This window comes from Kribbella sp. NPDC051137 (genome assembly GCF_040682535.1).
Taxonomy (GTDB): domain Bacteria; phylum Actinomycetota; class Actinomycetes; order Propionibacteriales; family Kribbellaceae; genus Kribbella; species Kribbella karoonensis.
This window is the reverse complement of the sequence record NZ_JBFBBI010000005.1, coordinates 441,692-454,287: the sequence shown is the minus strand read 5'-3', so window position 1 is coordinate 454,287 and position 12,596 is coordinate 441,692. Positions and strand designations below refer to the sequence as shown.

Sequence of the window (12,596 nt, the reverse complement as noted above, 5' to 3'; positions counted from 1 at the left end):
GTCCTGGCGGAAATGGAACTGCCCTGCCCCCACACCGTATGCCTGATCGCGCAGGCGTCACAACGGGTCTCACGACGATGGAACCCGGAGCGTGATCTGAGAGTAGTGGTAGACAAGGCGGTATGGGTGTCCTGGACGGCAAGGCAGCGCTGGTGACCGGCGGTTCCCGGGGGATCGGCGCGGCGATCGTACGGCGGCTCGCCGCGGACGGCGCCGTGGTCACTTTCACGTACGCGAGCAGCGGATCCGCCGCGGACCAGGTGGTCGCCGACGTCGAGGCCACAGGCGGCCGGGCGATCGCCGTACGGGCGGACCAGTCCGACCTGTCCGCGATCGACGGCCTGTTCGAGCGCGCCGCCGAACCCACCGGCGCACTGGACGTCTTCGTCTGCAACGCCGCGCAGGCGATCGAGAAGCCGATCGCGGACGTCACGGTCGACGACTACGACCGGCTCTTCGCGACCAACGTGAAAGGCCCGTACTTCGCGATCCAGCGGGCGGGCGAGGTGCTGGCCGACGGCGGCCGGATCGTCGCGCTGTCGACGCTGAACACGGTGGTGCCCGGCCCCGGGATCTCGCTGTACGCCGCGAGCAAGGCGGCGCTCGAGCAGTTCGTGAAGGTCGCGGCCCGGGAGTACGGTCCGCGGGCCATCACCGTCAACACCGTGTCGCCCGGCGCGACCGACACCGACATGTTCCACCAGCACAACCCGCCGGAGGCCGAGGCGATGCTGGTCGGCATCACCGCGCTCGGGCGGATGGGCGAGCCGGCCGAAGTCGCCGATGTGGTCGGGTTCCTGGCCGGCCCGGACTCCCGCTGGATCACCGGGCAGAACCTGCGCGCGAGCGGAGGGATGCTGGTCTGAGTACGAGGCAGTTGCTCGCCGACGTCGACGCGGCCGCCGACCCGGCGGCCGCGGTGCTCCTCGCGCGCTACTTCAAGTTGGGACCCGGCGAGTACGGGTACGGCGACCGGATGATCGGGGTGAAGCTGTCCACGATCCGCGGCATCCTCAAGCCGTACCTGCGCGCCGGCCTCCCGCTCGACGATCTCGAGCAGGCGCTGGCCAGCCCGATCCACGAGCACCGCCTGACGATCCTTTGCGTGCTGGCCGATCGGGCGACGCGGGCGCTCAGGCCGAGTACGGCGGATCCGCTCGAGCTGCAGGCGCTGTACGAGCTCTACCTGCGGAACACGGCGTACATCAACAACTGGGATCTGGTGGACTGCAGCGCCCCGCAGGTCGTCGGCGGGTACCTGCTCGACAAGCCGCGGGACCCGCTGTACGAGCTCGTCCGGTCGACGTCCCTCTGGGAGCGGCGGATCGCGCTGGTCGCCACGCAGTACCTGATCAACCAGGGGCAGACCGCCGACACCTACAAGCTGGCCGCCGCGGTGCTCGACGACCGTGAGGACCTGATCCACAAGGCGTCCGGCTGGATGCTCCGCGAGGCCGGCAAGCGCGTCGACGAGACCGAACTCCGCGCGTTCCTCGACCGGTACGCCGCCCAGATGCCGCGGACCATGCTCCGCTACGCCATCGAGCGACTCGACCCGGCCGCCCGACGGCGATACCTCGACGTACCGAGAACCCGGTAGGTAATTGCTGCAGGCAACAAACATCCGGGGAATGTCGACAAATCAGTTCTTGCTGTCCGCGTACGGCGGGGCCTCCAGTGCGCAGTGCGGGTGGTGGTGGACGAGTCCGGGCCGTGAGCGCTCGCCGAGGGTGAACCAGGCGATCGCGCCGCCGGCCGCGGCCAGTACCGCGGAGATCAGCAGTGCGTTCCCGAAGCCCTTGTGAAAGGCAACCGGATCGCGGTACGCGTCGCCGGTGATACCGGCGGCCATCGGGATCGCGGCGACCGCCATCAGCTGAGCCGATCGGGCGACCGCGTTGTTCACGCCGGAGGCGATCCCCGCGTGGTGGTCCGCGACCGACGACAGCACGGTCGCGGTCAGCGGCGCCACGGTCGACACGAGCCCGAGGCCCAGCAGTACGACGGCCGGCAGTACGGCGGTCACGTAGCTCGACCCGGAGTCGATCCGCAGCATCAACAGGAACCCGCCCGCCATCAGCACCGGCCCGACGGTCATCGGGATGCGCGCGCCGATCCGGTCCGACAGCCCGCCGGCGTACCCGGACAGGCCGAACATCAGCGCGGTCATCGGCAGCAGCGACGCACCCGCCCAGAGCGCCGAGTAGTGCAGCGCCGTCTGCAGGTAGACGACGACCAGGAACGTCGCCGTACCGAGGGCGCCGTACACGACGACAGTGACGAGGTTCGCGCCGGTGAAACGGCGGTTGGCGAAGATGCTCAGCGGCAGCATCGGGTGCGAGCCGCGGCGCTCGACCTCGACGAACGCGCCGAACGCGAGGACGCCGACCGCCAGGCTGACCAGGACCATCGGGTCGCCGAAGCCGTGGTCGCCGGCGCTGATCAGGCCGTACGTGAGTCCGGCGAGACCGACGGTGGCGAGGATCGCGCCGGTGAAATCGAGCTTGCCGGCGGCCTCCTCGTCGCGGGTCTCCGGCACGTGCCGCAGCGTCACGAGGACGGTTGCCAGCGCGATCGGCACGTTGATCAGGAAGATCAGCTGCCAGTAGCCGCTGTCGACCAGCGTGCCGCCGACGAACGGGCCGACGGCCGCCGCGACCGAGGTCAGGCCGGACCAGGTGCCGACCGCCTTGCCGCGGTCGGAGTGCCGGAACGTGGTCTGCAGGATCGCCAGGCTGCCCGGCGTCAGCAGCGCGCCGCCGATGCCCTGCAGGACCCGGCCGGCGATCATCACGTCGAGGTTCGGCGCGGCCGCGCACAGCACCGAGGCCACCGCGAACCAGATCACCCCGACCACGAACGTCCGCCGCCGGCCGAGCCGGTCGCCGAGCGAACCGCTGAGCAGCACCAGTGAGGCGAGCATCAGCATGTACCCGTTCACGATCCACTGCAGGCCGGCCATGTTCGCGTTCAGGTCGGTGCCCATCGCGGGGAGCGCGACGTTCACGACCGTCCCGTCCAGGAACGCCATCCCCGACCCCAGCGCCGTCGCGGCCAGCACCCATCGGCCGCGGGCGGTACCCAGCGCGATCTCCCCTTCAGTACCCATGGACCTCAGCGTGGCAGATCGCGGCGCAGTAGGCTCGACGGCCATGGCGAGGTATTTCGACATCCACCCCGAGAACCCTCAGCGGCGGTCGATCGGGCAGGTGGTGGACCTGCTGCGTGAGGACGGGCTGATCGCGTACCCGACCGACTCCTGCTACGCGCTCGGCTGCCAGCTGGGCAACCGGGACGGCATCGACCGGATCCGCAGCATCCGGCACCTGGACGACCGGCACCACTTCACCCTGGTCTGCGAGAACTTCGCGCAGCTCGGGCAGTTCGTGCACATCAGCAACGCGGTGTTCCGCTCGATCAAGGCGGCCACGCCGGGCAGCTACACGTTCATCCTGCCGGCCACCAAGGAGGTCCCGCGCCGGCTGCTGCACCCGAAGAAGAAGACCGTCGGCGTGCGGATCCCCGACCACGTCATCACCCAGGCGCTCGTCGCCGAGCTGGGCGAGCCGCTGGTCTCCAGCACCCTCCTGCTCCCCGGCCACGAGGAGCCGATGACGCAGGGCTGGGAGATCAAGGAAGAGCTCGACAACCAGATCGACGCGGTCATCGAGGGCGAGGTCGGCATCGAACCGACCACCGTCGTCGACTTCTCCGACGACGTCCCCGAGGTGGTCCGGATCGGCGCCGGCGACCCGGCTCCGTTCGAGTAGCGGCAGCAGGTCAGGTGCCCCGGCCGAACCTTCGGGCGAAGCGGGAGGTGAACAGATCGGATCCCTTGCGCTCGACAACTTGCTCCAGCGGGGCCGCCATGGCGCCGCCTTCCGGGCCGGGGAGCTGGCCGACGCCGGCGCGGGTACCCAGGGGCAGGAGGATCCGGGGTACGTCGGCCGGCTGGTAGACGGATCCGGGCTGCTCGCCGCGGAGTTGGGCCCGCAGATTCTCGACGACGACCAGTGCCTGCGTTTGCGCGTGGGTCGCCATCTTGGCGTCCGGCAGCTCGGCGATGTCGCCGAGCGCGTAGACGTTCCGGTGGCCGATCACGTTCAGGTGCTCGTCGACCGAGACGGTCCTGCGCTCGGTGAGCTCGACCAGAGCGCCCTCGTCCAGATAGCCGGTGTTCACGCGGGCGCCGAAGCAGCGGAACCAGATATCGGCCGTGATCGATGCGCCGGTGTCGGTGTCCACGGAAAAGGTCGTCGCGGTCCCGGCCTCGACGGACGGTACGGCGGTCAGGGTCGTACCGACGCGCAGCTCGATCTTCAGGTCCTCGAGCTGGCGGTGGAGCTCGTCGCGTACCTCGGGGAGGAATCCCGGGAGCAGCTCCGGTGAACGGCCGAGGACGGTGATGTGCTTGTCCGGCCACGCCTCGCGGATCTCACCTGCCAGCTCGAGCCCGACCGGTCCGGCTCCGAGAATCAGCACGCGCTCGGCGGTGGCCAGCTGGTCGTTCGTGATCCGCAGGTCTGCCACGGCCTGCGTGGCGTCGGTGGCCGGGTGCCGCGGATGGGCCGGATACGCGTAGCTCGAACCGGTGGCCAGGACGAGATAGTCGGCGTCGATGCGACCGCCGCCGGCCAGTGTGACGCCCGCGCGGTCGGCCGACGTCACGGTGTCCCGGACCACGCGGCCGCGTTCGAGCAGGGTCCGGTAGTCGAAGAACGGGTTGTGGGCCCACTCGGGCCGGGCCAACGCCCGGAGCGAACCCGCGACGTTGACGAACGCGTCCCGAGGATCGACGAGCGTGATGCGGGCGTCGCTGTCCAGGGACCTCGCGACGAGGGTGCCGGCGTACCCGCCGCCGACGACCACGACAGCTGGGCTCATGTTAGGCATCTTCCGGTCAGCAAGAGTTGACGAGACAACTCTATGGATCATGAGTTGTCTCGTCAACTTGCCATCGCTAGAGTGCGGGCATGGCGGAGACCGGATCCCTGTCGCCGGACGAATGGGCGTTCTGGGACACCTGGATGCAGGCGCAGCGGCTGCTGGCCAAGGAAGTCGAGCGGGTCCTGCAGCGCGACCTCGGGATCTCCAAGGCCGAGTTCGGCGTGCTCGTGACACTGCGCGCGGCTCCCGACGGGCGGATGCGGGTCACCGATCTCGCCGACACGCTCGACTGGGAGAAGAGCCGTGTCGCGCACCAGCTCACCCGGATGGAACGGCGCGGGCTCCTCGAGCGCAGCGAATCGGGTGCGGCCGGCCGCCGGACCGGGATTGCCCTGACGACGTCGGGTGCGGAGGTTGCCGAGCGCGCGATCCGCGTCCACGCGGACAACCTCCGCCGGCTCGCCTTCGACCGGCTCTCGCCGGAGCAGGCCGCGGCGATCGCCGGTTGGAGCCAGGACCTGATCGATCACCTCGCGCCCTGAGCCGCGCCCGCTCTGCGGCGGCGTACTGCCTGTAGAAATGGTCGTGTGACCGAGACTTTGGACTTGAGCCCGGATGAGCTGCTGACCACGACGCGCACCGTTCGGAAGCGGCTGGATCTCGAGCGGCCGGTGCCGATGGAGGTGATCCGGGAGTGTCTGGAGATCGCGCTGCAGGGGCCGTCGGGGAGTAACCGGCAGACGTGGCACTGGGTGGTGATCACGGATGCCGAGAAGCGCGCCGCGGTCGGCGAGTACTACCGGCGCGCCGTCGAGCAGTACCTGGCCGGTCCGGGGGCGGCCGGCAAGCTGCACGCGGAGGACCCGGAGCGCGGGCCGGTGCAGCGTCGGGTGGGCGACAGTGTCGCCTACCTGGGCGAGCGGATGGGGCAGGTGCCGGTCCTGGTCCTCCCGTGCCTGCAGGCTCGGACGCTGCCGGCCGGAAACCAGTCCGGCCTCTGGGGCTCGATCCTGCCGTCGGCGTGGAGCTTCATGCTCGCCGCCCGTGCTCGCGGTCTCGGTACGGCGTGGACGACCCTGCATCTCACCTACGAGCAGGAGGTGCAGGAGCTGCTCGGTCTCCCGGAGGACATCCGGCAGACCGTGCTGATCCCGACCGCGTACTCGATCGGCACCGACTTCAAGCCCGCACCGCGGCAGCCGCTGGACGACGTCCTGCACATCGACGGCTGGTGAGTCCCCGGTCTCCGGAGTAGTTGCCCGCAGCATCGATCGTCGTGCCGGTGTGTCGTGAACCGACTCAGGTGGCGGCCATCTCCTCGATGGTCAGACCGCTCAGCACCGAACGCGGCTCGGCGACGGTCAGATCGACGCCCGGGTCGGCGTCCGCGTCCTTCACCTTGACCAGCAGCCAGTCGCCGTTCGTCCGGGTGAACGCCCAGGCGCCGTTGAGCTTCACGCCGTGCAGTTGCACTTTCAAGTGCCCGCGCTCGATCGCCTCCGCGGGATCGACGAGCTGCCGCCGGTCGTCCCGGGTGAGGTTGGTGTAGACGCCCGCGTCCCAGACGATCACCGCGCCGCTGCCGTACTGCGCGTCCCGGTGCACGCCCTCGTACGACGCGTACTCGAGGTCGTGGTCGGAGGTGAACACCGCGAGCCGTTTCACGACCGGATCGAGCGACGGCCCGCGGGGGACCGCCCAGGACTTCAGCACCCCGTCCACCTCCAGCCGTACGTCGTAATGCAGCCGCCTGGCATCGTGCAGTTGCACCACGAAGATGGGCCGGGGCGATCCAGACATGAGGCTCCGTACGATTTCGAGTTACCGCTAACGGTCTGTCATCCTGCGGTTGTAGGCTTGCGACTGGTTGGGAAACCAGCCCCCACAAACCTCCTCCATCATCCGCCCCTGTCCCGAAGCAGGTGCCATGCCCGTAGCCCCCTCACCGGCGCGGCCGACCGCCGTTCAGATCCTGATCGGCGGTCGCTGGATCGCCGGCCAGGAGCTGGGTCGCCGGACCGGGTCGGCCGGGACCGACGAGATTCTCGTCAGTCACCACGGCCATCTCGTCTGGGTCGACTCCAGCTCAGTCCGCGAGAGCTGAAAGCCCTTTCCTTAAAGGCTTTTCAGCAAAGAGCTTTCGCAACCAGGTTGCCAATCTCGATCGCCGACGGCGAGCCCGTCGGGTCGAAGAGCCGCCTGGTCAGTGCGAACGTGACGCCTGCGCGGGTGTCCGCCCAGGCGACGCTCCCGCCCATCCCGGGCCAGCCGAACGACGCGGGACTCTCCTCAGCCGTCGAGCCCAGCCGCCCGATCGCGTAGCCGAGCGCCAGTGTCGCCGGGTTGCCCATCAGCTCGTCCGGCATCGTCGACGCGGGTCCGGTGATCACCGGTACGGAGCCAGGCCGCACCAGTCGTACGCCGTCGACCTCGCCGATCAGGCCGGCGTACAGCTTGGCGATCCCGCGGGCGTTCAGGACGCCGCTGGACGGGTCCTCGATCGCGAGGTTCTCCGGCCGGTTGAGGAAGGCGGCGCGGGGCATCGCCTCCGGCGGCATGACCTTGGCGAACAGCTCACCCAGCATCGCGAACGTCTGGTCCGCGTCCTCCGGCTCGACCAACGTCACCAAGCGGTCCTGGTGTTCGGCCGGCAGTCCGAAGAACACGTCGTCGGCGATCCCGAGCGGCTCCGCGATCTCGCGCAGTACCTCGGTGATCGTCCGGCCGGTCGCGCGCCGGACGATCTCACCGACCAGCAGGCCGAAGGTCTCCGCGTGGTACGTCATCTTGGTCCCCGGCTCCCACCACGGCTCGGCGGACGCCAGGTACTCCGTCTTGCTCAGCAGCGTCTCGCGGGTGGTGTCCGGCGGCAGGGCGGGCAGGCCGACCGAGTGGGTCAGCACGTGCCGCAGCGTCGCCTTGTCCTTCCCCTGCGCGCCGAACTCCGGCCAGAGCTCGGCGATCGGCTGGTCGTAGGCGAGGACGCCACGGTCCACCAGGACGTTCGCGACCGTCGCGGACGCGCCCTTGCCGGTGGACGCCGCGTAGAACAGCGAGTCCGCAGTCACGCCGTCCCCGGCCACCGCGTCCACGACCAGCTCGCCGTGCCGGTACGCCGCGACCTGGATCCCGAGATCCGTCGCCACCAGTTCGTCGATCCGCTGCTGCACCGCATTCTGAAGGTTCATACAGGTACGTCGTAGCACGTGCCGCTCGTTTTACACGTAGTCGAGGGCGAACCTGACCGTGCGCTCGATCTCCGCGCCGGTGCCGACCGGGCAGAACAGGAACTCCGTCGTACCGGCGTCCTGGTACTGCTGCAGCTGCTTCGCGACAGCGGCCTCGTCGCCGACGACAGCGGTGTCCTCGGGGCCCGCGTTGCCGCCGCGGTCGAGCACAGCGCGGTACGCCGGCATCGAACCGGCGGCGCCGTAGTGGTCCCGGATCCAGGCGCGGGTCGCGTCCGGGTTGTCGGTGACCGCCACGCAGGCGCCCGCGACGACCTGCGGGGCGGGCCGCCCGGCTGCGGTCGCGGCCCGGTCGATCGTGGGGCGGACGAAGTCCTCGATCACGTTCGGGGTCGCCCAGCTGGTCGTCGTACCGGCGGTCAGTTCACCGGCGGTCCTCAGCATCCGCGGGCCGAGCGCGGCCAGGATCAGCTCCGGCGCCTCGGTGCCGGGCACGGTGACCTGGCCGCGGGCGGTCAGCCGCTCACCCGCGTAATCGGTAGGCGCTCCGGTGAGCAGCGGGCCGAGCGCCTCGACGTACTCGCGGACGTAGGCCGCGGGGCGGTCCATCGACAGGCCGAGCATTCCCTCGACCATGTGCGGGTGGCTCGAGCCGACGCCGAGCGTCAGCCGGTTGCCGATCAGCGCCTGCACGCTGAGCGCCTGCGCCGCGAGCGCGAGCGGATGCCGGGGATACACCGGCACCACACCGACGGCGTACTCGATGGTCCTCGTGTACGGCGCGACGCCCGCGATCAGCGTCAGCGCGTCCCAGCCGAGCCGCTGGCTGAACCAGATCCGGTCGATGCCGGCCTCCTCGGCCGCCTTCGCGGTGCTACCGATCTGCTCGATGGTCCGGCCCTCTTCGTCGATCCACAGTCCGATCCTCATGTGTCCAGTCAACGGGCGCCGGGGGCGCCGACCCAGACGCAGTTACGCTGTACAGCGATAAGGAGTCGTGATCGCTGATGGAGCTGCGACAGCTGCGGTACTTCGTCACGGTCGCGGAGGAACTGCACTTCGGCCGGGCCGCCGAGCGGCTGAACATCGTCCAGCCCGCGGTCAGCCAGCAGGTCGCCCGGCTCGAACGCGAACTCGGTCTGCGACTCCTCGACCGCTCCTCCCGCCACGTCCGTCTCACCGGCGACGGCGAACGCATGCTCCGGGAGGCCCGTGCCGTCCTCGCCGCCGCCGACCAGGCCGCCGAGGTCGCCGCGGCCCTGGCTACCGGCCGGGACGGGGTGCTCCGCATCGGCACCGCACCCGGCCTCCGCGACCGCCTCGAACGCGGTCTCACCACCCTCCGCCGGCGCACACCGAACCTGGACATCCAGATCAGTTCCGGGACCACCGCCGAGTACCTGGCGGCGCTGCGTTCGGGACGGCTCGACGTCGCCTTCGTCCGCGGCGAGGTCGCGGCGACCGACCTGACGGTCGTGGAGCTGTGGCGCGATCCGCTCTCGGTCCTGGTGCCGACGGCGTACCGAGCCGACGGCGGCGTGAAGCTGATCGACCTGGCCGGGCTCCCGCTACGGCTGCCCAACGACCCCTGGCTGCGCGACGAGTTGACGGCGGCCTGCCGGGCGGCCGGGTTCGAGCCGACGATCGGCCGCCCCGCCGACGACCTCGAGGCGGCGATCGTCGAGATGTCCACCGGAGCCCCGGCCTGGACCGTCGTGTACGGCACGGCCTGCTCGGCGGCCGAGGGCGCGTTGTGGATGGGACCGTTCGCGCCCGCGATGAGTGCCCCAGGGCAGTTGGTCGTGGCCGACGGCCATTGCCTCGACGAGTTGGCCGGCGCGTTCGGGTGAAGGTCTCCGGCGGGCCCTGACAGCTCCGCCGGAGACCGGAGTGTTGATTTCTCAACAAGCACCGGATCGTACGGCGGAATCTCAGTTTCGAGGAGGCCCCGTCTCATAATTCATCCGACGACTGTTTGATGCCTCCCGGTGAACAGTTGCTGACAGCGCGGGATTAAAGTTGGTAGTTGCAACCAAATATCGGGCTGGGTGAGGGCAACGCCGGCCGTTTCCGCCTCGGAGCAGTGCACCCCACTGCTCCGGTCGTCGCGTTCCCGCCGTACGAAACGGAAACCATGTCTGCCACCCAGACCCGCCAGCCAGACCAGCCGGCCGTCCCCGCCGGCCACCCCACCTATCGCTCGCGGTACGCCGAGCCTGAGCGCGCGCCGGCCGCCGCGCCGCCGCCCCCGTCGTCCGGTGATACGGAGCTCACGCACCGGGAGATCCTGGAGATCCTCGCCGGGCTGCTCGCGGCGCTGTTCACCGCGGTGCTCAGCTCGACGATCGTCAGCAACGCGCTGCCGACGATCATCGCGGACCTCGAAGGGACCCAGACGCAGTACACCTGGGTGGTCACCGCCAGCCTGCTCGCGATGACGGTGTCCACGCCGGTGTGGGGCAAGCTGTCCGACCTGATCAGCAAGAAGCTGCTGGTCCAGCTCGCGATCGTCGCGTTCGTGATCGGCTCGATGCTGGCCGGCGCGTCCCAGAACGTGCCGTTTCTGATCGGCGCCCGGGTTCTGCAGGGGCTCGCGATGGGCGGGTTGATGGCGCTCGCCCAGGCGATCATCGGCGCGGCGATCCCACCCCGCAACCGCGGCCGGTACTCCGGGTACATGGGCGCCGTGATGGCGCTCGCGACCGTCTCCGGCCCGCTGGTCGGCGGCGTCATCGTCGACACGTCGTGGCTGGGCTGGCGCTGGTGCTTCTACGTCTGCGTGCCGCTCGCCGTGGTGTCGCTGATCGTGCTGCAGAAGTTCCTGCACCTGCCGCTGGTGAAGCGCAAGGTCAAGATGGACTACCTGGGCGCGCTGCTGATCGCGGGCGCGGCCAGCCTGCCGCTGATCTGGGTGTCGTTCGCGGGTGAGCACTTCCCCTGGTGGTCCTGGCAGACCGGTGCGTACCTCGGCGGTACGGCGGTGCTCGCGATCCTGGCCGTGGTGGTCGAGACACATGCGACCGAGCCGCTGGTGCCGGTGCGGGTGGTCCGCGAGCGGACCACCGCGCTGGCGATCCTCGCGAGCCTCTCGGTGGGGATCGCGATGTTCGGCAGCGCGGTGTTCCTCGGGCAGTACTTCCAGGTTGCCCGCGGGTACAGCGCCACCGAGGCGGGTCTGCTGACCATCCCGATGATGTTCGGGTCGTTCCTCGGGTCGGTCGGGTCCGGCCAGCTGATCACCCGGTTCGGCAAGTGGAAGCGGTACCTGGTGATCGGCGGGTTCTGCCTGACCGCCGGGCTCGGCGTACTCGGAACGATCGACCACAAGTCGCCGTACTGGTACGTCGGCATCGGGATGCTCGCGATGGGCATCGGCATGGGGATGACGATGCAGAACCTGGTGCTCGCGGTGCAGAACACCGTCGACGTCAGCGAGGTCGGGGCGGCCTCCGCCACGGTGACGTTCTTCCGCAGCCTCGGCGGCGCGGTCGGGGTGTCCGTGCTCGGCGCGGTGCTGGCGACGCGGGTGACGAACCTGATCACCGAGCACCTCCGCGAGCTCGGTCCGGGCGCGGCCGCGGCGGCGCAGGGCGGCTCGGGGAGCGTGCTCGACGTGAACTCGCTGCCGGGACCGGTGCAGGAGATCGTGCGGCACGCGTACGGCGACGCGACCGGGCGGATCTTCGTGATCGCTGCCGGGGCGGCTGTGGTGAGCCTGCTGGCGGTGCTGTTCATCCGGGAGGTGCCGCTGCGGCGTACGGTCGCCATGGGTGCGGCGGCTTCGGAAGGGTCGGCGTCGTCGGAGGAGCCGCAGCGGGAGACCGTGCCGGACGATCCTGCCGAGCGGGCCGCGGTGGTCGCGCTGGACGTGATCACGTCGGCCGAACGTACGGCCCGGGAACGCGAACGCGAGGCGAGCGAGCGGGTGCAGGCGGCGGCGAACACGATCCGCCAGATGCGGACCGACGTCGCGGACCTGTTCACCCGGGTCGACCAGCAGATCGCGGCGCTCGAGAACACGCTGCCGGACACGGACATCCCGCAGCCCGCGGCCGCGATCCTCGACGCGCAACGTCCCGCCGGGGAACTGGTCGACGAGCTCCGCCGCTACGAGCTGAGCGTCCTCAGCGCCAGCCAGCGAACCGCCGACCACCTCCGCGAAACCGCCCGCACCGACGCCGAATCGTTCCGCACCACCGCCCAGGCCGACGCCGAGAACCTGCGGACGAAGGCCCGCGCCGAGGCCGACAACCTGCTGGCTGAGGCGCGCGCCGAGGAACAGGAGATCCGCGGCCGCGTCGCCGAGCTCGAGGCCGTCGAACGGCGCCTCCTCGGCACCATCCGCGACAACCTCTCCGACACTCCTGCCCCACCCGCGGCTCCCGCGCCGCAGACTCACCCGGACGAGCACCCCGCCCCGGCAGCACCCGGCACCCACCAGACACACGCCCCCAGCCACACCACCGGCAACGGGTACCCGGAGGACGCCACCCACCGCCAGCCCTTCGGCTGACCGCCAAG

The 12,596-nt window shown here is 70.2% G+C and carries 13 protein-coding genes; 8 read left to right on the top strand and 5 right to left on the bottom strand.

Annotated features, from left to right (window positions below; translation table 11 throughout):
• Positions 1 to 122 precede the first annotated feature (122 nt).
• Positions 123 to 866 (top strand): SDR family oxidoreductase, encoded by a 744-nt coding sequence (locus AB0M51_RS28135; protein ID WP_344188593.1) that lies wholly within the window; start codon positions 123 to 125, stop codon positions 864 to 866.
• A gap of 11 nt (positions 867 to 877) precedes the next feature.
• A complete protein-coding gene (locus AB0M51_RS28130; RefSeq protein WP_344188592.1) occupies positions 878 to 1,600 on the top strand; it encodes a DNA alkylation repair protein in 723 nt (240 codons plus the stop codon).
• Positions 1,601 to 1,642: 42 nt separating this feature from the next.
• Here the strand turns inward: AB0M51_RS28130 and AB0M51_RS28125 are convergent, their stop codons facing one another.
• Positions 1,643 to 3,109, bottom strand: coding sequence for a DHA2 family efflux MFS transporter permease subunit (locus tag AB0M51_RS28125; protein WP_344188591.1), 1,467 nt, complete (start codon positions 3,107 to 3,109; stop codon positions 1,643 to 1,645).
• 43 nt (positions 3,110 to 3,152) lie between these two features.
• Here AB0M51_RS28125 and AB0M51_RS28120 point away from each other — a divergent pair, with 43 nt between their 5' ends.
• On the top strand, positions 3,153 to 3,770 hold the full coding sequence (locus AB0M51_RS28120) for an L-threonylcarbamoyladenylate synthase (RefSeq protein ID WP_344188590.1): 618 nt from the start codon (positions 3,153 to 3,155) through the stop codon (positions 3,768 to 3,770).
• 10 nt (positions 3,771 to 3,780) lie between these two features.
• Here AB0M51_RS28120 and AB0M51_RS28115 read toward each other — a convergent pair whose 3' ends face one another.
• Entirely contained in the window at positions 3,781 to 4,884 is a 1,104-nt protein-coding gene (locus tag AB0M51_RS28115) for an FAD-dependent oxidoreductase (RefSeq protein ID WP_344188589.1), read from the bottom strand.
• 89 nt (positions 4,885 to 4,973) lie between these two features.
• Between AB0M51_RS28115 and AB0M51_RS28110 the strand changes: the two genes are divergently transcribed.
• On the top strand, positions 4,974 to 5,429 hold the full coding sequence (locus AB0M51_RS28110) for a MarR family winged helix-turn-helix transcriptional regulator (RefSeq protein WP_344188588.1): 456 nt from the start codon (positions 4,974 to 4,976) through the stop codon (positions 5,427 to 5,429).
• 45 nt (positions 5,430 to 5,474) lie between these two features.
• Entirely contained in the window at positions 5,475 to 6,122 is a 648-nt protein-coding gene (locus AB0M51_RS28105) for a nitroreductase family protein (protein WP_344188587.1), read from the top strand.
• Between the two features lie 64 nt (positions 6,123 to 6,186).
• Here the strand turns inward: AB0M51_RS28105 and AB0M51_RS28100 are convergent, their stop codons facing one another.
• On the bottom strand, positions 6,187 to 6,687 hold the full coding sequence (locus AB0M51_RS28100; protein WP_344188586.1) for a DNA polymerase ligase N-terminal domain-containing protein: 501 nt from the start codon (positions 6,685 to 6,687) through the stop codon (positions 6,187 to 6,189).
• A 127-nt stretch (positions 6,688 to 6,814) separates the two neighbouring features.
• Between AB0M51_RS28100 and AB0M51_RS28095 the strand changes: the two genes are divergently transcribed.
• Positions 6,815 to 6,991: a hypothetical protein gene (locus AB0M51_RS28095; protein ID WP_344188585.1), complete on the top strand. Its 177-nt coding sequence runs from the start codon at positions 6,815 to 6,817 to the stop codon at positions 6,989 to 6,991.
• Between the two features lie 22 nt (positions 6,992 to 7,013).
• Here the strand turns inward: AB0M51_RS28095 and AB0M51_RS28090 are convergent, their stop codons facing one another.
• Positions 7,014 to 8,075 (bottom strand): serine hydrolase domain-containing protein, encoded by a 1,062-nt coding sequence (locus AB0M51_RS28090; RefSeq protein ID WP_344188584.1) that lies wholly within the window; start codon positions 8,073 to 8,075, stop codon positions 7,014 to 7,016.
• A 30-nt stretch (positions 8,076 to 8,105) separates the two neighbouring features.
• Positions 8,106 to 9,005: a TIGR03564 family F420-dependent LLM class oxidoreductase gene (locus AB0M51_RS28085; protein WP_344188583.1), complete on the bottom strand. Its 900-nt coding sequence runs from the start codon at positions 9,003 to 9,005 to the stop codon at positions 8,106 to 8,108.
• Between the two features lie 77 nt (positions 9,006 to 9,082).
• Here AB0M51_RS28085 and AB0M51_RS28080 point away from each other — a divergent pair, with 77 nt between their 5' ends.
• Both AB0M51_RS28080 and AB0M51_RS28075 read left to right on the top strand, forming a co-directional pair.
• Positions 9,083 to 9,925, top strand: a complete 843-nt coding sequence (locus AB0M51_RS28080) for a LysR family transcriptional regulator (RefSeq protein ID WP_344188582.1) — start codon at positions 9,083 to 9,085, stop codon at positions 9,923 to 9,925.
• Between the two features lie 176 nt (positions 9,926 to 10,101).
• Positions 10,102 to 12,588: an MFS transporter gene (locus tag AB0M51_RS28075; RefSeq protein ID WP_344188581.1), complete on the top strand. Its 2,487-nt coding sequence runs from the start codon at positions 10,102 to 10,104 to the stop codon at positions 12,586 to 12,588.
• Positions 12,589 to 12,596 lie beyond the last annotated feature (8 nt).